This window comes from Enterobacter genomosp. O (assembly GCF_001022965.1).
Lineage (GTDB): Bacteria > Pseudomonadota > Gammaproteobacteria > Enterobacterales > Enterobacteriaceae > Enterobacter > Enterobacter cloacae_L.
The window spans coordinates 718,565-738,519 of record NZ_LECZ01000025.1; the positions used below are offsets into that span (position 1 = coordinate 718,565).

Annotated in this window: 17 protein-coding genes; 5 read left to right on the forward strand and 12 right to left on the reverse strand. The window is 56.4% G+C overall.

Annotation, left to right across the window (positions count from 1 at the left end; all coding sequences use genetic code 11):
* The first annotated feature begins 98 nt into the window (after window positions 1-98).
* On the forward strand, window positions 99-398 hold the full coding sequence (locus tag ABR39_RS13325) for a DUF2755 family protein (protein WP_047347318.1): 300 nt from the start codon (window positions 99-101) through the stop codon (window positions 396-398).
* On the opposite strand, the gene ABR39_RS13330 is transcribed toward ABR39_RS13325, so the two are convergent.
* The 3 genes from ABR39_RS13330 to ABR39_RS13340 form a co-directional block, all read right to left on the reverse strand.
* Window positions 395-1,492, reverse strand: a complete 1,098-nt coding sequence (locus tag ABR39_RS13330) for a DUF1615 domain-containing protein (protein WP_047347319.1) — start codon at window positions 1,490-1,492, stop codon at window positions 395-397. The genes ABR39_RS13325 and ABR39_RS13330 overlap by 4 nt on opposite strands.
* 14 nt (window positions 1,493-1,506) lie before the next feature.
* Window positions 1,507-2,727, reverse strand: coding sequence for a peptide antibiotic transporter SbmA (sbmA, locus tag ABR39_RS13335; RefSeq protein ID WP_023334663.1), 1,221 nt, complete (start codon window positions 2,725-2,727; stop codon window positions 1,507-1,509).
* Between the two features lie 114 nt (window positions 2,728-2,841).
* The gene (locus ABR39_RS13340) at window positions 2,842-3,375 is read right to left on the reverse strand and encodes an isochorismatase family protein (protein ID WP_047347320.1); all 534 of its coding nucleotides are present in this window, start codon (window positions 3,373-3,375) and stop codon (window positions 2,842-2,844) included.
* A 204-nt stretch (window positions 3,376-3,579) separates the two neighbouring features.
* Between ABR39_RS13340 and ampH the strand changes: the two genes are divergently transcribed.
* The gene (ampH, locus tag ABR39_RS13345) at window positions 3,580-4,740 is read left to right on the forward strand and encodes a D-alanyl-D-alanine-carboxypeptidase/endopeptidase AmpH (RefSeq protein ID WP_047347321.1); all 1,161 of its coding nucleotides are present in this window, start codon (window positions 3,580-3,582) and stop codon (window positions 4,738-4,740) included.
* Between the two features lie 2 nt (window positions 4,741-4,742).
* Here the strand turns inward: ampH and ABR39_RS13350 are convergent, their stop codons facing one another.
* A complete protein-coding gene (locus ABR39_RS13350; protein ID WP_047347322.1) occupies window positions 4,743-5,366 on the reverse strand; it encodes a helix-turn-helix domain-containing protein in 624 nt (207 codons plus the stop codon).
* Window positions 5,367-5,452: 86 nt separating this feature from the next.
* Entirely contained in the window at window positions 5,453-8,227 is a 2,775-nt protein-coding gene (locus ABR39_RS13355; protein ID WP_047347323.1) for an autotransporter outer membrane beta-barrel domain-containing protein, read from the reverse strand.
* Between the two features lie 451 nt (window positions 8,228-8,678).
* Between ABR39_RS13355 and hemB the strand changes: the two genes are divergently transcribed.
* Complete coding sequence (hemB, locus tag ABR39_RS13360; RefSeq protein WP_025756233.1) at window positions 8,679-9,653, forward strand: porphobilinogen synthase; 975 nt, start codon at window positions 8,679-8,681, stop codon at window positions 9,651-9,653.
* A gap of 72 nt (window positions 9,654-9,725) precedes the next feature.
* The gene (locus ABR39_RS13365) at window positions 9,726-11,450 is read left to right on the forward strand and encodes a lysophospholipid acyltransferase family protein (protein ID WP_047347324.1); all 1,725 of its coding nucleotides are present in this window, start codon (window positions 9,726-9,728) and stop codon (window positions 11,448-11,450) included.
* Window positions 11,451-11,519: 69 nt separating this feature from the next.
* Here ABR39_RS13365 and tauD read toward each other — a convergent pair whose 3' ends face one another.
* From tauD to ABR39_RS13400, 7 genes are all read right to left on the reverse strand, one after another.
* Entirely contained in the window at window positions 11,520-12,371 is an 852-nt protein-coding gene (tauD, locus tag ABR39_RS13370; RefSeq protein ID WP_047347325.1) for a taurine dioxygenase, read from the reverse strand.
* Window positions 12,368-13,195, reverse strand: coding sequence for a taurine ABC transporter permease TauC (gene tauC / locus ABR39_RS13375; protein ID WP_047347326.1), 828 nt, complete (start codon window positions 13,193-13,195; stop codon window positions 12,368-12,370). The genes tauD and tauC overlap by 4 nt, the downstream gene beginning before the upstream one ends.
* Complete coding sequence (gene tauB, locus ABR39_RS13380) at window positions 13,192-13,959, reverse strand: taurine ABC transporter ATP-binding subunit (RefSeq protein WP_047347327.1); 768 nt, start codon at window positions 13,957-13,959, stop codon at window positions 13,192-13,194. The genes tauC and tauB overlap by 4 nt, the downstream gene beginning before the upstream one ends.
* A gap of 10 nt (window positions 13,960-13,969) precedes the next feature.
* Window positions 13,970-14,932, reverse strand: a complete 963-nt coding sequence (gene tauA, locus ABR39_RS13385) for a taurine ABC transporter substrate-binding protein (protein WP_023293188.1) — start codon at window positions 14,930-14,932, stop codon at window positions 13,970-13,972.
* A 236-nt stretch (window positions 14,933-15,168) separates the two neighbouring features.
* Window positions 15,169-16,101, reverse strand: coding sequence for a homocysteine S-methyltransferase (mmuM, locus tag ABR39_RS13390; protein WP_047347328.1), 933 nt, complete (start codon window positions 16,099-16,101; stop codon window positions 15,169-15,171).
* A complete protein-coding gene (gene mmuP / locus ABR39_RS13395) occupies window positions 16,088-17,488 on the reverse strand; it encodes an S-methylmethionine permease (protein ID WP_047347329.1) in 1,401 nt (466 codons plus the stop codon). The genes mmuM and mmuP overlap by 14 nt, the downstream gene beginning before the upstream one ends.
* A 237-nt stretch (window positions 17,489-17,725) precedes the next feature.
* Window positions 17,726-18,634, reverse strand: coding sequence for a LysR substrate-binding domain-containing protein (locus tag ABR39_RS13400; protein WP_047347330.1), 909 nt, complete (start codon window positions 18,632-18,634; stop codon window positions 17,726-17,728).
* A 127-nt stretch (window positions 18,635-18,761) separates the two neighbouring features.
* Here ABR39_RS13400 and ABR39_RS13405 point away from each other — a divergent pair, with 127 nt between their 5' ends.
* The gene (locus ABR39_RS13405) at window positions 18,762-19,949 is read left to right on the forward strand and encodes an MFS transporter (protein WP_047347331.1); all 1,188 of its coding nucleotides are present in this window, start codon (window positions 18,762-18,764) and stop codon (window positions 19,947-19,949) included.
* The last annotated feature ends 6 nt before the right edge of the window (window positions 19,950-19,955 follow it).

The following is a 19,955-nucleotide window of genomic DNA, read 5'->3' on the forward strand; positions in this document are numbered from 1 at the left end:
GGTAAATTACCACGATTCTGATATTGACAAATGCGATGACCTGTCAAACTCACCCTGTTAGAAGCGTATTGAAACAGAGTGATATTTCGGGAGGTCCTATGGCTGACTTTACATTGTCGAAACCGATTTTTGGCGGCAAACCAAAAACCTCCACGGCGGGTAATATCGCTTATGCCCTGTTTGTTCTGTTCTGCTTCTGGGCCGGCTCGCAGCTGCTCAATATGCTGGTCCATGCGCCGGGCGTTTATGAACACCTGATGCAGGTCCAGGACAACGGACGCCCGCGGGTTGAGATTGGTTTTGGTGTCAGCACCCTGTTCGGCCTGATTCCCTTCCTCACGGGATGTATGATTCTGGGCGTTGTCGCGTTAGTTCTGCGTTTTCGCCGTCGCCGTTAAAGCCCCATACAGCGTGCCCGGCGATCGTCCACGCGTTTAGCAAACCAGGCAGTGGTCAGGTTACGCGTAATCTTCGGGCTTTCCAGCTGGATCCCCGGCAGGATAGCCCTCGGTAACGTTTTCCCGCTTTTCTGCTCTGCGAGCGCAAACACCTTCCTGTATAGATCCGTTTTCTCGAATGCCAGGCTATCACCTTTCTCAAGCTGACGGCGAATGTCGCTGTTGCTCAGGCCAAGCGTTGTCGATAATTTCCGTACTGCCAGCTCGGTGCTTCCCGCCTCGCTGCTGCCGTAAGCGATGAGATCGCCGTCCAGCGCCAACTTAACCCCGCTTGCGCGACTGACCGCACTCTGAAATGCCGCGTTACGGCTGGCATACCAGCCCGCATTAAAGTCGGCAAAGCGGTAGAGCGGCTCATTGTAGTTCGCCGGATAGTTCAGCAGATGATACGTGCCGAACCACAGTCCACCGCGCAGAGAGAAGACCTCCTGACGCACCGTACCGTCGATTTTCCACGGGTAGCCGTCGGTATGTTTCTCCGCGAACGCAATGCTCACCTGCATCGGCCCACCGGTGTGTACCGGGTTCAACGAGCCAAACAGCTTCTGTCCCATCGGGACCATGCTGATGAAATCATCAAAGATGGCGCTGAGCTGCTTTTCGGTTTTCACCGAATCCAGCCGCTCGCTGTAGCTTTTACCGTTCGGCGAGGTGATTTTAAGCGCGGTATGCACAAGGAACACCGGGATGTGCATGGATTCTGCCCGGCGGTCGATCTCTTTCCAGGCTATTTTGTTCAGACCCGGCACGGCCGGATCTGACTGGTACATCGACTCCTGCTGCGCCACCGCCAGCACCGAGCAGATGTTCTCCTCGGTCGGCGCGATCTTTTGGCTTTCAAAAGTTTTTGCCAGCGCATCTGCCCACGCATTGCGATCCTTCACGCTGGCGGGCATTTTCTGTCGCACAACGCTTGCCACATCAACGGGCTTCTCGCCCTTTTTGAGCGGAGCGGCCCCCTTTTCGGCACAGCCCGCCAGCACAAGAGCGGCCAGTAAGGACAACGGTAACGCGCGCGTTACGGCAAAAGACATAGCAACTTCCTGTATTAGCTAAATGTATTGGTGACTTCCTGCAGGTCACGATCGTCCAACTCGCGTTCAAAGCTGCGCAGACGTTTGTAGATGGACATCAGTTCTACCAGCGTAGTCCATGAGCTGATCAGGTACTGGAAAGAGCCACGAACCTGACCGAAAACGTTGGTGATCTGCGTCATCAGACCGAGCGTAATCGTACCCGCAACAATCGACGGAAACAGCAGGAACAAACCGAAAACGTTATCGACCTGCAGATACAAAATACGCGCGATGTTGAAATACATATAGTGGAAGTAGAGACGGAAATAGTTGCGACGCACGGCGCCAAACAGCTCGCGGACGGTCGGCGGCGAGGCGCGGTTGGCATCATCTTCGCCGTAAACCAGCTCTTTACGGTATGCGGCTTCGACGCGTTGATTTTTAAACTCCAGGCCCGGCAGTTTGATCCCAACCACCGCCAGTAAGCCCGTCCCCATCAGCGACCAGACGATTGCGGCAATCACCAGACCATACGGCAGGTGACCAACAATCGGCAGATCCGGCACATGCGCGGAGAGCGTCACCAGCACGGGCAGGAAGGCAATCAGCGTCATGATGGCGTTGATAAAGCTGACGCCCATGTCTTCAAGGGTGGAGGCGAAACGCATGGTGTCTTCCTGCACACGCTGCGCGGCACCTTCGATATGGCGCAGGTGCTGCCAGTGCGCCATGTAATGTTCGTTCATTGCGGTACGCCAGCGGAAAACGTAGTGGCTGACGAAGAAGTTGTTCATCACGCCGATGATCACCGCAATAAGGGCGATACCGAGGAAGATCCCGACTTCATGGTAGAACTGGTTAATGGTCACCTTGTGCGGCGAACTCAGCGCGGTCTGGATCAGATCGTAGAACGGCGCATACCAGGCGTTAACCGCCACGCCCACTTCCACGAGGAACCAGGTCACAAAGATAATCAGGGATGTGCCGAGAATAGACCAGTACTGCCAGCGGTGCGGAGAATAAACAAACCAGAACAGCGCAAACAGCCCCACGCATACCATGTAGTAGGCATAAAACAGCAGATAGCTCAGCGACCAGAAGCGCGCGGCGCTAATCGGTACATCGCCCGTTGCCCCCGTGATGCGCGTCAGCCATGCGCCGCCGCCCGCCTGCCAGAAAATAACAGCGATGAGTGCCCAAATAAATGCCGACAGGAAAAAAGGCCCCGGCTTTGGGAAAAAAGACTTAAACATAATACTTCCTTCTTGTTGTTATGGCTGTTGCTGTGCACAACACATCACCACACGAAAATCTGCCTGAGCCAGCCTGGCGGCTCAGGCAAAAAGGTCAGACCCGAGGGTTGATTATTAGTTCGCTTTCCAGTTTTTGAGAATTGTTTCGGTGCGTTTCACCGCAAGAGGATTCGCGGGTGCGATGAAGTCGCGCCAGACGTCGTTGTAGTGGTTAATCAGAATCTGCGCATCAGCCGCCGGGCGATTGGCGGTGGTATGGGCATCTTCCGCCACGGTGATGTGATAGCCCCGACTGACGCCGTTTTTAATGGTCGCGTCGACACAGTAATCGGTGGCGCAGCCGCAGATGACAAACTCGCGAATGCCCTGCTCACGCAGCAGCGTCTCAAGCGCGGTGTTATAGAAGGCATCACAGGCGGTTTTGGTCACGTAAAGTGCGTCAGCCAGCTGATTGAGTTCAGGCAGTAGCGCAAACCCTTCACTTCCCTCTTCCAGCCCCCCGGTCTCGGTATGCTGAATAAAAATCACCTTGTCGGCTGCCTGCGTAAGCTGGTTGATCAGAGAGACGCACTTTTCGCGCTGATGACGCGGGGTTTCAAATACCCCGTTCTGCATATCGACAACCATAACCACACGCTTTTCAGACATACCGTTCTCCGTAAGATTGAGTGACACTGGTGCCTATCATAAGCCCGATGTCACAAAATGGGAGATGGCTCGCAAGTAAATTGTTCATATTTACCCATGGTTACGTTTTTCTCGCTATCGTTATGCAATTCCGGGCATTGCACGGTACCGATTAGTAGTATAAATACCCATTACTTTCCTAATTCACTTCATGGATGCTTTTCGTTGAAACGTTGTCTGCTCTCTTTTGCCGCGCTGTGTGCGGTGAGCTTTTCTACCGCCCAGGCAGCCCAACCGCTGACGGCGCCCGTTTTAGCTTCAGACATTGCCGATCGCTACGCGAACCTTATCTATTACGGTAGCGGCGCAACCGGGATGGCGATGGTTGTCATCGACGGCAACCAGCGCGTATTCCGCAGCTTTGGCGAAACGCGCCCAGGAAATAACGTTCACCCGCAGCTGGATTCCGTTATCCGCATCGCGTCCTTAACCAAGCTGATGACCAGCGAAATGCTGGTAAAACTGCTCGACCAGGGCGTGGTGAAACTCGACGACCCGCTCAGCAAATTCGCGCCGCCAGGTGCCCGGGTTCCGACATATCAGGGCACGCCGATCCGGCTTGTGAACCTTGCCACCCACACCAGCGCTCTGCCGCGCGAGCAGCCTGGCGGGGCTGCGCATCGTGACGTATTTGTCTGGCCAACGCGCGACCAGCGCTGGAGCTACCTGAGTACCGCCACGCTGAAGGCGGCCCCGGGTTCGCAGGCCTCTTATTCAAACCTGGCGTTTGACCTGCTGGCGGATGCCCTCTCGACGGCGGCTGGCAAACCCTACACGCAGCTGTTTGAAGAGCAGATAACCCGTCCACTGGGCATGAAAGACACCACCTTTACCCCTTCCCCGGATCAGTGCCGTCGCCTGATGGTGGCGGAGAAAGGCGCAAGCCCCTGTAATAACACGCTGGCTGCCGTAGGCAGTGGCGGAGTGTATTCCACCCCTGGCGACATGATGCGCTGGATGCAGCAGTTCCTCTCATCGGATTTCTACGCTCGCAGCAGCCAGGCCGATCGTATGCAGACCCTGATTTATCAGCGTACTCAGCTGCACCGCGTTATCGGGATGGACGTGCCGGGTAAAGCCGATGCGCTCGGCATGGGCTGGGTCTATATGGCGCCGAAAAATGGCCGTCCGGGTATTATTCAGAAAACTGGCGGTGGCGGCGGGTTCATTACCTATATGGCAATGATCCCGCAGTCAAACGTGGGCGCGTTTGTGGTGGTCACCCGCTCCCCGCACACGCGCTTCGTTAATATGAGTGACGGTATTAATAATTTAGTGGCTGAACTGAGCGCCAACAAAGCACAGGTTCTCACGGCGTCTAACTAAATCTAATATTCCGTGGGCAAGCGGTTAATGCTGACCAGCTTGCCCCGGCTCATATTGATGTAATTTCCTTGCCGCAGGGCCGCGAGCACCTCTGCCACCACTGAACGTGAAATACGCGTGCTTTGTTGAATATGATTCATCACACCAATTTTTGAGCGCAACGTTTCATCCCACTCCGCCATATTCAACAGCATGGCGCGGATCTGGTGGTAGGAATTATTTCCCACCAGCTGCATATCGCGTTTTTCAAGAATGTGATTTATCCAGGATAACCAACAGAAAGCCTCTTTCCAAAGAGCATGCTGTTGTATCAGTTGACGAGTGGTTTCAGTGGGCAAATAAAAACCCGTGCAGGGTGTTTTGGCTATCACTCTGTATTCCTGACAGTGGTTAATCATCAACGTGGAAAGTCCCAGAATAAAAGGGGCCCTCGCAATGCCCACCAGCAATTCATCTGAATGTCGATGGATTTCCATGACACCGGTTTGTAATACGATAGTGCGGGGTTCATCACGCTCGCCGGAGGTAATTAATTGTTGCGGTGCAGATTTAAAAGGCGTACTGGCTGCTATCAGACACTGTTCGAGCCGGCGTAATTCAGAAAGTGGTTTCGCATTAACGTTCATGCAGACCTCAAGGCATCCGTATTTGTCGGTTCACTATTATTTTTATCGAAAAAAAAGCGGGGGATATTCTCCCCCGCTTTTATGCATTACCAGGTATATTTCACACCCACATTGGCGCCCCAGTTCTGATCAACGTCGCCGCCGCCCAGATAAGTGGCATCAGTGTAAGCACTGAAGTTTTTGGTGAAGCTGAACTGAGTACCCAGCCCTACACGTACGGCTGAACCTTTCACGCCGTTATCAATGCTGTCACCGTTAATGTCAGCACTGTTATCGGCATCGTCATAGACGTAGGCCAGTTTAAAGTAAGGCGTCAGAGCCTGATCGCCGCCGTAGTTGAAGGTGTAACCCGTATCAACACCGAGCTCATAGCGCAGGCTATCGTAAGATTGCCCGTCCATGCGCATGTCATTACTCAGGCGATAATCATCACCAGACTGGAACAGGCCAGACACAGCTGCGTATGGCGTAACATAGCCAGAGAGGTTAGGTTTCCAGTCATAGCCCAGTTTCAGACCAAAACCAACTGCGTCGCTGGTGGTATTGCCGTCAACATATTGGCCGATGCTCATATTAGCGGAGAGATCGCTGTTGAAGCGGGTGTAGCTCAGTGAGCTGTCGAGGAACACATCGTTCGCAAACTTCGCCGACGCATAGAGCATCGCCGTCTGGCTATCCTGATCGACCTGACCGGTACGATCGCTGATATCACCCTTCGCAAACCCTGCCGCACCACCGACTATCCACTTCGCGTTATTACCGTCAATCTGGGTATCCAGACCCACCATAATACCGCTCACGTCCTGATCGTAGCTGATAACGCCATTGTCACCGTCGAAGTTGCCGCCGAAGTAGCTTACCCACGCCCCGCCGTTATCCGCCAGGCCGTGACGGCTGTTGGTCAGACGCGTGCCTACGGTATCCTGCTGCAAGTTCCAGATATTGGTATTGGCAGAAGGAATGCTCAGCGCCATGTTGGCGTAGTCAGTCAACTCTTTCTGCTGCAGAACAACGATGTCACCCTGCTGCTTCGCCTGGTAGGTATAAGCACCTAAATCGGCTTTGTTTGCAGCAGTAAAGCTGGCATTGGTGTCCGCGTTATTGTCATAGACACGGATAATCTCTTTATTTTTGTAATCAGCAACGGAACCGGCACCGGTCGCGTCGTCGATACGGACTTTGTAGTTGCCTGCGACATCACCGTTCACCGCCAGATGGCCGTCAGAGTTAATCGCCACAACGCCGTGGTCGTAATCAGCCTGGTGAATATCGTTAGTGATATAGCGTGCGTTGTTCAGATCGCTGTTCAACACGTAATCACGGCTGGCAACGTTCAGCACACCACCATCGGTCAGTACCATATTGTGCGTATCAACCTGACCCAGCCCCAGCGCCAGCTCTGCACCGTTATCCACGGTGATGGTGTTAGCATACAGTTCGGCCGTTTCTTCCGTCAGGGCAGCACGGCTATAGCTGTCCAGATACAGATGGTCGGTCGCCACGCCACCGCTGTCACCAATATTCAATGATGAGGCATTGGTCAGGGTGATGGTATCCGCCAGCAGGCCAGAGTTTTCAACATTGACCTGAGAACGGTTGTTTACCGTCAGCGCGTCGATGTTAGATACCTTGCGGGTATCCCACTCAGAGCCGTTATCCAGCGCGATGTTAAACAGACCGCTCTGGTACACCGCTTCCCCCGCAACGTGTCCGTTGCTGTCATAGGTGGAATCCGGCCAAATGCTGTTAGGGGACAGACTACTCCAGTCTACGTTGCTGTAGCCCAGGCCATACATCTGCGCCGTGCCGATAGCCTCGACGCTGGACTGCGCGGCACCCACCCACTTGCTGCCGTTGGTCAGGGTGACATCCAGCTTATCGGTGCCGTCCCAGCCGTTGGTGGTTGGGTTATACACGCCATCCTGAGTGGTATCGGTTGCCGGGTCACCGTTCGGGTAGAAGTTGTTGTCGAAGGTGCTGGAGAAAAGAATATCGCCAGTCACGGTGGAGTGATCAAACATTGCGGTCGTTTGCATCGCGTTATCAGACGCGCCAGCGGCCACAATCAGCGCCGCATCATCTGCCGCTGTTGCGTTGGTTTCACCGTAATCGCTCGGTTTCGCGGTTTGGCCGTAGAAGCCGCTGGTGCCTAAATCACTGTAGGCGCCAGAGGTCAGTACAGAATCTTTCACCAACAGCGTGTCGGTAAAGACGTTGCTGCTATTGGCTACGCCTTCAACACCGTCGTACGGGGTATTATCCAGCTCCTGATAACCCTGCGTCAGGGTTATACCGGCGACGTGTGAATTATTCTGGATAACAATATCTGATTCCACATCCAGGGTAATCGCATTACCCAGACCATATGTGTCCAGATAGTGTTTTTCCGTGTTTTCCCCATTCACGACATCATACGCATAATGCTCGTACGTATCGTTAATGGTGGAATTATCGACGGTCAGGCTAAAGCGATCGTATTGCGAATGATTGGTGCCGTCAGTATCCAGGCCGTCAGCACATGTGGTGGTCATGCACTCTGACGTAATCATGCCATTAATGGTACTGTTGGAAATGTTTAATGCATTCGCCCGACCATTGATACCATCATCCAGATAATACGTTGAAATAACACCATTCACGGTGGATTTATTAATCACCGGGTAAATATCACCGTCATGACTGGCACCGGAGTAATTCCAGTCAGCATAACCATAATACCAGGGCGTAGAAGCGGTATTATCATATCCAAAAGTATTATATGTCGTACCAGAAATATCTTTCGCATTGGCCTGAGAAGCGATAGCCAGGGTGCAGGCTAATGCAAGTTGAGATACAACCAGTTTCTTTTTCCATGTTTGCATTGGGTCATCCCTCCTCAGGGACGTAAGCAAGTTTGTCCATCAAATCATTTGGCAATATTTAATTGCGGAGGGAATTATGCATTTTCATTTCGAAAAGGTTCAATGAATGTTTCCATTAAGTCCGTATCCAGACAAATAACACTCTGAAACCACGAAACTATAAACCCCTACAAATAAACATTATCAAAACAGAAGCTTAAAATACGAGGAAAGCCATGCGAAAGATATAACAAAAGATAATGGATCATTTTTAATGATATATCATCTTTAATATAGAAATAGCGCGAATATCTCATCGCTCTTTCAGAGTGATACTTCCCTGAATTATATATTCATGAGATAAAGCCTGACCTGCCGCATTTTGCAAAAACAAAAAGCCTGATTTCGTAAAACCACAGCCTCCACTTTGAGGTACACTAGCCTTCTTTGTTCCACAAACATCAGGCATACCATGACCGATTTAATTGCACGCCCCCGCCGCCTGCGCAAGTCACCTGCACTGCGCGCCATGTTTGAAGAGACAACCCTGACCTTAAACGATCTGGTGTTGCCGATTTTTGTCGAAGAAGAGATTGATGACTATAAGGCCATCGAAGCCATGCCGGGCGTAATGCGCATTCCGGAGAAGCATCTGGCACGCGAGATCGAACGTATCGCCAACGCGGGGATCCGCTCGGTGATGACCTTCGGCATTTCTCACCATACCGACGCCACCGGCAGCGATGCGTGGAAAGAAGATGGCCTCGTCGCCCGCATGTCGCGGATCTGCAAAGAGACCGTGCCGGAAATGGTGGTGATGTCAGACACCTGCTTCTGTGAATATACCTCTCACGGCCACTGCGGCGTGCTGTGCGATCACGGCGTGGATAACGATGCTACCTTGCTTAACCTTGGCAAGCAGGCTGTCGTTGCGGCCGCTGCCGGTGCGGATTTCATTGCGCCTTCTGCCGCGATGGACGGACAGGTTCAGGCGATTCGTCAGGCGCTGGATGCGGCGGGCTTTACCGATACCGCCATCATGTCCTACTCCACCAAATTCGCCTCCTCCTTCTACGGCCCGTTCCGCGAAGCTGCCGGTACGGCACTGAAGGGCGATCGTAAAACCTATCAGATGAACCCGCTGAACCGCCGGGAAGCGATCCGCGAATCCCTGCTTGATGAAGCCCAGGGCGCAGACTGCCTGATGGTGAAACCAGCTGGCGCGTATCTTGATATCCTGCGCGACATCCGCGAGCGCACCGAGCTGCCACTGGGGGCTTATCAGGTCAGCGGCGAGTACGCGATGATCAAATTCGCTGCTCTGGCCGGTGCGATTGACGAAGAGAAAGTGATCCTGGAAAGCCTGGGGGCGATCAAGCGCGCCGGCGCGGATCTGATCTTCAGCTACTTCGCGCTGGATCTGGCTGAGAAGAAAATCCTCCGCTAATCTTCACCAAACTGCAATACAACCGACATCTCCTCCTTCGACTGTCTGGGCAAGACGGCAGGAGGAGTGACCATGTTTAGCCTCGATAGCGTTCTCGACGATCTTTGGCCTCAGGCGAGGCCTGCACCCTGGCAAAAAAGTCTGTTAAAAAGACTGTTTTACGAAGACGAGTTTCAGCAGTTTGCCGCAGCACACCGCCACCTGAAAGGACTGGATATGGTGGAGCAAGTTCTGGAACATCTTGATATTCTCTGCACCGTTTCCACTCGCGATCTCGAACAAATCCCCGAACATGGCCCGCTGGTCATTATTGCCAACCACCCTACGGGTACGCTGGACGGGCTGGCGCTGATGTACGCTGTCTCCCGCGTGCGGCGCGACGTTAAAGTCGTGACCAACCGGATGCTGACCCACCTTGAGCCTCTCAGTTCGCTGTTTATTCCCGTGGACAATATGGGCGGCAGGACGGCGAAATCGTCCCTGCTCCAGATGGAACGGCATCTGCAAAACGCGGGCGTGCTGATCTTCTTCCCGGCAGGCGAAGTTTCTCGCCCCACGCGCAAGGGCATTCGCGATAAGAAATGGCACTCCGGCTTTATCAAACTCGCCAGCAAGCTGCGCACCCCGCTGCTGCCTGTGCATATTCAGGCGCATAACAGCCTGCTTTTTTATGCCAGCACGCTGGTGTCGCCGACGCTGTCCTTGCTGCTGCTGATGCAGCAAATGTTCCGCCGCCGCCACAGCCAGCTTCCGATTAAAATCGGCCAGCAGATTGCGTGGCATAACTGGCATAGCGCCACCCTTTCGTCGCGTGAGATGGCCGAGCAGTGCCGTCAGCACGTGATGCGTCTTGGCAAGGGAGTGCCTGGCATCTTTAAAACCCAGTGCGCCATTGCCCGCCCGGAAGACCGCGCCACGCTGAAACGCGCGCTGGCGCAGGCCGAGTGCCTGGGCAAAACCAGCGACGGTAAAACCATCTATCTGTGGCAGCGCAACGGTCAGGAAGATGCCCCGCTGCTGCGCGAGCTGGGCCGTCTGCGCGAGATTGCCTTTCGCGCGGTGGAGGAAGGGAGCGGCAAACGCCGGGACACCGACCGCTACGATGACGATTATCTGCACCTGATCCTCTGGGATGATGAGGATCTGGAGATCGTCGGCGCGTATCGCTTTATGCCCACCGCCAGCCAGGTTGAGCGTCGGGGTCTGGAAGGGTTATATAGCTATAGCCTGTTCCACTACGACGATAAAATGCAGGACGTTCTGGAACACGGCATCGAGCTGGGGCGCAGCTTTATTCAGCCGCGCTACTGGGGTCGCCGCGGCCTGGACTATTTGTGGTCCGGCATTGGGGCTTATCTGGCGCGCTATCCGCACTATCGCTACCTGTTTGGCCCGGTCTCCATTTCCGGTGGCTTACCGCCTGCCGCGCGGGATCTACTGGTCGCATTTTACCGCCTGTGGTTCCCGGCAAGCCATCCGCTCGCCGCCTCGCGCCAGCCGTATCCGGCATCGCTGCCGGACGTTCTTGCGCAGTTTGGCGGAGTGGATTACGTGGACGACCTGACGAAGCTGAAATCCCTGCTCGGCAATCTTGGCTGCGGCATTCCGCCGCTCTACAAGCAATATTCGGAGCTGTGTGAACCCGGCGGCGTGCAGTTTATTGATTTTGGCAGCGACCCGGCCTTCAACGACTGCGTCGACGGGCTGGTGCTGGTGGATTTGTGTTACCTGAAGGCGAACCGCTATCAGCGGTATATTGAGGTGCATTTAATACCCTCACCCCGGCCCTCTCCCTAAAAGGGAGAGGGTGAAAACCGTACCGGGCGGTCCCCTCGCCCCTTTGGGGAGAGGGTTAGGGTGAGGGGATCAACCCGCACGAAAGAAAGGCTTATCCCCCAAAATCGTCGCCCGCTGCATAATCCGGCGCTGCGGCAGATAGTCCGCATTCGCATAGTGCTGCGTCACGCGGTTATCCCAGATCGCCAGATCGTTCTCCTGCCAGCGCCAGCGCACCTGAAACTCCGGTTTGGTGATATGCGCGAACAGGAAACCTAACAGCGCCTCACTCTCTTTTTCCGTCACGTCCACAATGCGCGTCGTGAACCCCTCGTTCACAAACAGCGCCTGCTTGCCCGTGACCGGATGGGTCCGCACGACCGGGTGCAGCAGCGGCGGGTGTTTCGCGACAGCCTCCTGCCAGCGCTGATGCTCCTCTTCGCTCTTGCGGTACTTATATTCCTGGAACGATTTTTTGAAGTCGTGTTCTGCGCGCAGCCCGCTTAGCAGCGTCCGGAACGGCGCGGAGAGCGCCTCATACGCCGCAATGCCGCTGGCCCACAGCGTATCGCCGCCGGTTTCCGGCAGCAGCTTCGCCGCAAGAATCGCCCCGGCGGGCGGCGTCTCAATAAAGGTCACGTCGGTGTGCCAGTTGTCGTTGTCCGGCGGGTTATCGTTGTGGGTGTCCAGAACGATAATCTCCTCCACGCCTTCCGCATGCGGATAGACGGGGTGGATATGCAGATCGCCAAACCGCAGGGCCAGTGCGCGCTGCTGCTGCGGGGTGATCGCCTGTTCGCGCAGGAAAACGACCTGATGGCGCAGCACCGCGTGGTACAGCTGCTCGAACTGGTTATCGCTCAGCGGACGGGTCACATCCAGGCCCGACACCTGCGCGCCAATGTACGGCCCCAGCGGGGTAATGGTCAGACGTTCACTCATTGTATTTCTCCATGCCAGGGCGTCAGACGGCGCTGTAACGCGCGCAGCCCCAGTTCTAATCCAAAGGCGATCGCGGCAATGACCGCAATCCCTGCCAGCACCACGTCAGTCGCCAGAAATTCTCCCGCCGACTGCACCATAAACCCTAACCCTCGCGTGGCGGCAATCAGCTCTGCCGCCACCAGCGTGGACCAGCCCACGCCAAGGCCGATGCGCAGTCCGGTTAAAATCTCCGGTAGCGCACCCGGTAAAATCACGAACAGTAGCACCTGCGTGCGGCTGGCACCCAGCGACTGCGCCGCGCGGATCCGCACCTGCTGGGCGCTCTTCACGCCTGCCAGCGCCGACATGGCAACCGGGGCAAAAATCGCCAGATAAATCAGCAGGATTTTTGACGTCTCACCAATGCCGAACCAGATCACCATCAGCGGCAGATACGCCAGCGGTGGCACCGGGCGGTAAAGCTCAATCAGCGGGTCGAGGATGCCGCGCACCGTCGGGCTTAGCCCCATCGCGATGCCGACCGGAATACCGATAACCACCGCCGCCAGCAGCGCCACCAGAATGCGCGTCAGGCTTGCGCCAAGATGCTGCCAGAGCGTGGCGTCCATAAAGCCCTGCGGCCCGGCAATGGTGATGAGTTTGGTCAGCACCTGTCCCGGCGGCGGCAGAAACAGCGGGCTAACCCACTGCTGGGCAGCAACCGCCCACCACACCGCCAGCAATACCAGCAGCGTGCCGACGCTGAGGGTTATCTGACGAGAAAACGGCCAGCGCAGTGCGAGGCGCGTGCGGCGCGTTTTTTCACTGAAGACGATGCTCATGAGAAAGCCTCCCGTTGTTCAAACACGCGGCTTAAGACGTATTCACGCTGTTCAATAAACAGCGGATCGGATTTGATGCTGCGCACGGGTTCCCCCGCGACGTACCGGCGGGCAAAATTCAGCGGCAGGCGCTCCAGCACGCGACCCGGCCCCGGCGAGAGCAGCACCAGTTCGGTGGCCATAAATACCGCCTCTTCGATGTCATGGGTAATTAACAGCACCTGCTTGCCCGTCTCATGCCACAGGCGCAGCAGCAGGGTTTGCATCTGCTCGCGTGTGAAGGCATCCAGCGCCCCGAAAGGCTCATCCAACAGCAACAGCTGCGGGTTTGCCGCCAGCGCGCGGGCAATCCCGACGCGCTGGCGCTGGCCGCCGGAAAGCTGCCAGATAAACCGTTTTTCCGCCCCTTCCAGGCCCACTTTTTTGAGCATCTCTCGTGCGGTTTCCAGCCGCTGTTCGCGGCGGACACCCGCAAGCTGAAGCCCAAACGCCACGTTTTCCTGCACGTTGCGCCAGGGAAGAAGCCCTTCATTCTGGAAGACCACGCCGCGCTCGGCGCCCGGGCCTTCCACCTTTTTGCCTTCCAGTTGAATGGTGCCATGCTGATAAGGGACAAACCCGGCGATCAGATTCAGCAGCGTGGTTTTCCCGCACCCGGACGGGCCCAGCACCACCAGCAGCTCACCGCTGTCCAGCGTCAGGTTGATGTCCTCCAGCGCGCGCTTCCCGGCGTAATCGGCGTACAGATTTGTAATATTCAGCATGGCGAACTCCTTATTTCACAAAGCGGTCGGTCACGTACTGGCTGTAATCCGCCGCCACCGCGGGCACTTTGCCCTGCTCTTTCAGGAAGGTGGCGGTATCCACAATCGCTTTGTTCACCGGCCCCGTCAGCTGCTGCACCTGCTGCGCAGGCGTCAGATAGGTATTGCCCTTCACCAGCCCCGGCACGTCCGCTTCCGGCACGCCGCTCAGGCGCGACAGTTTTTCCAGATTGGCAGGCTGCTTCAGCCATTCATCCGGATTGCTGATGTACGGCTGCTGGGCGTCAATGGCGCTTTTGGCAAAGGCCTTCACTACCTCAGGATGTTTCTCAGCGAAGTCTTTGCGCACGACCCACACGTCGAGGGTTGGCGCGCCCCACTGGCCCACTTTTTCGGAGTCGGTCAGCACGGTGCCGTCTTTTTCCAGCTCGTTCACGGCCGGCGCCCAGACGTAAGCCCCGTCAATATCGCCGCGCTGCCACGCCGCGATAATCGCCGGCGGCTGGAGGTTGATAATTTGTACCTGACCCGGCTTGATGCCCCAGTGCTTGAGCGCCGCCAGCAGGCTGTAGTGGGTGGTGGAGATAAACGGCACGGCGATACGCTTGCCGATCAGGTCTTCCGGTTTGGTGATGTTTTTCTTCACCACCAGCGCTTCAGAGTTCCCAAGCTGCGAGGCGAGCAGGAACACCTCAATCGGCACCTGCTGGCTGGCCGCGACCGCCAGCGGGCTGGAACCGATATTACCGATCTGCACGTCGCCGGACGCTAAGGCGCGCACGACGGACGCCCCGCTGTCGAACTTACGCCAGTCGACTTTCGCCCCGCTCTCTTTCGCAAAGGTGTTATCCGCCTGCGCGACTTTCGCCGGTTCCGCAGAGGTTTGATACGCGACGGTGACGTCCACCGCCTGCGCCTGAAAAGCCCACAGCGCCAGTGCGCCGAGTAATGTGATTCGCGATGAAATTGCCATAGTGCCTGCTCCCCTTGTTGTTATGAGGGCAGTATTTCCGGCGCGGGAATTTTGATAAAGGAATAAAAAGGCATCGCTAATAACGATTCGTTTTTAGATAAAAAGCGGGAAAGGATAGCGATATTTGTGCGATGTTTTTTCCCTCTCCCCGTGGGAGAGGGTCAGGGTGAGGGCAGCAGGCCGCACGAACCTTAAAGGTAGGCCGGGTAAGGCGCAGCCGCCACCCGGCAAAGACCTCAGCGCTGAGCCGTCAACCCAGCAATATCTTTTGGCGTGGTGCGACAGCACCCGCCAATCAGCTTCGCTCCGGCCTCCAGCCACTGCGGCAAATACCCCGACAGCGTCTCGCACGCTTCGCCGTGGTGGTGCCAGGTTTTGGTCACGGCATCATAATGCTCGCCCGAGTTCGGATAGACCACCAGCGGCAGCGCGGTCAGGCCTTGCAGATGCTTTAGCGCCGCCGTGGTGTTTTCCAGGGCGATACAGTTAATGCCCAGCGCGACAATCTGCGGAGAGTGTGCCAGCGCGTCGACCACCTCACGAAGCGGCGTGCCGTCGCTCAGGTGTTCACCGTCTCGCAGGGTAAATGAGAACCACGCCCGGGCGCGAGGATAATCGGCCAGGAGTGCCGCCAGCGCCTTGATTTCCGCAAAGGAAGGCAGCGTTTCGCAGGCCAGCAGGTCGGCACCCGCATCCAGCAGCGCCTCCACGCGCGGGCGGTGAAAAGCAGTGAACTCTTCCGCACTGCGCACGTAGTCGCCGCGATACTCTGAGCCATCCGCCAGATAGGCTCCGTATGGCCCGACAGATCCCGCCACCAGCAGCGTGCCCGCATGCGGATTTTCGGCCAGATACCCTTCGCGCGCCTTACGCGCCAGCTCTACGCTTTTGCCAATCAGCGCCCGGGATTGCGCGTCGTCCAGTCCGCGCGCCGCAAAGCCCGCGGGCGTCGCCTGATAGCTGGCGGTGATGGCCACCTGCGCGCCAGCCCGGTAGTAGTCCAGGTGAACGTCGCGGATAAGATCCGGGTTTTCGACCAGCACTTTGGCAGACCAGAGGCTGTCTGCAAGGTTACACCCGCGCGCTTCCAGCTCCGTCGCCATCGCGCCATCCAGCACTACGAACGGCTGTTTTTCGAGGATGACGGTAAGCGGATTATTCTGCGACATGTTCAGGCTCCTGCGATGTCATATTTCGGGTCAGGTAGTAGGCACCATAGCACAGGGCAACGAACGGAAGCCCGCAATAAAGGGCAATGCGCTGGCTCGGGTCAAACCACAGGCCGACACAGGCCACCACGCAGAGGATAAAACCGAGCACCGGCACCAGCGGATACCACGGTGCACGGTACTGAAGCGCAGAGAGCGGCTGGCCGGACTGCAGATGACGACGACGGAAAACGAAGTGCGACGCGCAGATGCTGATCCAGACCGCCACCACGGCAAAGCCAGAAATCGCCGAGAGCGCAACGAACACGGTGTCCGGAGCCACGACGCTTGAGAACAGCGCCAGCACGCCGCCGAGCATGGAAACCGAAAGCGCCGTCAGCGGCACGCCGTTTTTGTTCACCCGGGCAAAGCAGCGCGGCAGCGTTTTCTCGTTAGAGAGCGACCACAGCATGCGCCCGGAAGCGTACAGCCCGGAGTTCGCTGCCGAGAGGATCGCCGTCAGGATCACAAAGTTAAAGATATCCGCCGCGTAAGGAATACCGACCTTTTCAAACACCAGCACGAACGGACTCTTTTCCACGCCTGCCTGCTGCATCGGGATCAGCGCCGCCAGCACAAAGACGGTACCGATAAAGAAGATAATCAGCCGCGCAATGGTGGTACGGATAGCGACCGGAATCACCTTGTGGGGGTTTTGGGTTTCACCCGCCGCGATACCGATAAGCTCCGTCCCGGAGAAGGCAAAGTTCACCGCCACCATGGTCATCAGGATCGGCAGGCCGCCGTGCGGGAACCAGCCTTCGGCCGTGATGTTGGTTAAGCCCGGCGCGGGCGTACCGTCCTTCATCGGGATAAAGCCAAAGACCGCCGCGCCGCCCAGGATAATAAAAGCGATAATGGTGATGACTTTCACCAGTGAGAACCAGAACTCACCTTCCGCAAAGAAGCGCGTGGAGATGACGTTAAGGCCAAAAATCACCGCGCAGAAGACCACGCACCATGCCCAGACGGGCACCTGCGGGAACCAGTACTGCATGCAGAACCCGGCGGCGGTGAAGCTCGACCCGAGCGCCACCGTCCAGGTGAGCCAGTAAAGCCACGCCACGGTGTAGCCCGTCGCCGGACCAAGATAGCGGGCGGCATAAACGTGGAACGCGCCGGTTTCCGGCATCGCCACGGAGAGCTCGCCCAGACACTGCATCACCAGCCAGACCACCAGCGCGCCTATAAGATACGCCAGCAGCGTACCCGCTGCCCCAGTCGTCGCAATGATGTATCCGGTATTAAAGAATAACCCTGTCCCAATCACGCCGCCCAGCGAGAGCATAATCAGGTGGCGCGTTTTCATGGTGCGCTTAAGCTGCCCATTTTCTTGTTGTGTTTGCATATTACCTTCTATACGTATGGACATCTAAACATCCAAAGAAGGTGTGTTATACCGCGGTTGTTAATAAAAAGCTAGATGACCAGACGCAAACGGGCGCGCCGCGCGCTGAGTCTGGGGTGGGTTGTGAGGATCACATAGAGAATTGGACGCCAGGCCATAAGCACCTCCGCAAGCAGATACTTACAGCATGGTGCGGACGACGTCGATCCTGGGTCAGACAAAAGTCGTATCTTTTTCCTACCAGCTAAACCCTCTGCATGCCTCGCGCAGGCGAATTAAAAACTGGCGCGCGTTAGTGGTCATCGCCGATTTCTGCGACCACACCGCGCAATACTGAGCCGACGGCAGCTGGGTGATGGGCAACGCGACCAGCTTGTCATCAAGCTGCAGCGGCTGACACATTGCCCGAGCGACCACCGTCAGATAGTCCGCGTTGAGCACCATACTCAGGCCGGTGATAACAGAATCCGTACGCAGCGGCGTCACGTCGACCTGTCGGTAAAAATGGCTGAGCTCGTTTTGCAGCTGCTGGTAGTAACCCATTGATGACTCCGGCAGCAGCCATTTAGCCTGACGCAGCGCCATCAGATCCCGTGCGTCAGCCAGCGGATGTCCTTTGCGCGCAACGATACAAAACGGCGAGGTGAACAGGGGTTCGATCATCACCCCTTCTGGCGGCGCCATCGGATCGACAGAGCCGATGGCGATATCAATTTCACCGTTGCGCACGCCGGGTAATAGCGAGGATAACTGTCCTTCTTTAACCGTCAGCAACACCTGCGGCAGCGTCTTTTTAAACGCCTCGGCCACATCGGGAAACACCGTCAGCGCAATCAGTGACGAGAACCCCACGGTCAGCCGTCCGTGGGTGTAATGGTTAATCTGTTCTACTTCATCTGCCGCGCGGCGCAACTCCTCCAGCACCCACTCCGCGCGTTGGGAAAAGGCCATTCCCGCCTCGGTCAGGGCGATGCCCTCTTTGCTGCGCAATAAAAGTTGCGTGCCTAAAGTTTGCTCAAGCTCACGCAATGTTCGGCTCAACCCGGGCTGAGAAACGCCCAGCTCGCGCGCGGCTGAACGAATACTGCCGCTACGTGCCACCTGACGAAAGGCCTGAAGATGCCCAAGCTTTGGCAAATATCTCATCACTCACCCTATAACAAAAAAGCATCACCTATAGAAAAATTATATCTTCCCGGGCCTCAGGTAAACCCCTAGATTCGGAGTACACACCACACTCCTCATCACACTCTGACGTCAGGCGGAAAATAAAATGAAAAGCCAGTCACAGATGATTTTTTTGCTTTTTGTCGGCTATGTCGTGGTCTATATCGATAAAACCGTCATGGGGTTTGCCCTGCTGCCTATCGAAAAAGAGTTCGGCCTCACCAGCGCGGAGCTGGGCTACATCACCGGCATTTTCTTCCTGGCCTACTCTCTCTTTCAGGTGCCAGCAGGCTGGCTGAACGACAGGCTCGGCTATAAAACCATGCTGATCCTCTCCCTGTGCGCGCTCGGGATCTTCGCCCTGTGCTTCGGTGCGCTGGGCATGAGCTTTGGCCTGCTGCTGCTGTTTCGCTTTCTCTCCGGGGTGGGGCATTCCGGCTATCCCTGCTCTTGCGCGAAAGCGGTGGTCAGCAATTTCTCGCTGGAAAAACGCACCTTTGCGCAATCGGTTTTGCTTTCCTCCGCCGGGCTGGCAATGACCGTGGGGCCCATTGTGGCCGTCTCTGCGCTGGAGCATCTGGGCTGGCACGCGTCGTTTGTGGCGCTGGGGATCGTAGCCTGCGCCATCGCCGCGCTGATCGCCGTGCGCGTGCCCTATCAGAAACCTGCGCCGCGCCAGCAGTCAGGTGAACAAAACGGCGCCCTGTGGCGTAACCCGACGGTGGTGCTACTCTTTGTCTCTGTGTTCTGCATCAATATTCCCAGCTACGGCCTGATGGCCTGGCTGCCAAAATTCTTCGTCCAGAGCAGGGGGATGCCGCTGGAAATTTCCGGCTATATCGTCGCCGTCGGCGGCGCGGGGATTTGGCTCTCATCCTTGTGCACCGGCTGGTTCGTTGGGAAATATTTCCACAACCGCGAGCCGCAGGTGATTTTGATCTGCGCGCTGATCGGTGCTGCCGCCATTTTCGGCATCTTCCATACCGCTACGGCGCTGACGGCCAGCGTCCTGCTGTTCGTGGGGGAGATTTTCCTGATGGCAACCTTTGTTACCGCCTTTACCCTGCCGATGAAACGCCTTCCGGAGAACATTATGGGATCGGCTATCGGCCTGATAAACACTGGCGGAACGCTGGGAGGCTTCGTTTCGCCTGTCGTAATTGGCTATCTTGTCGGGAAAAGCCACAGCTACGAAAGCGCGTTTATTTTCCTGTCACTGGCAATGATCTGCGCGGGGGCGGCGATAGTACCGCTGATAAAAAAACCTGTGACCACGCTGCCGGTGACTGACTGAAGGAGA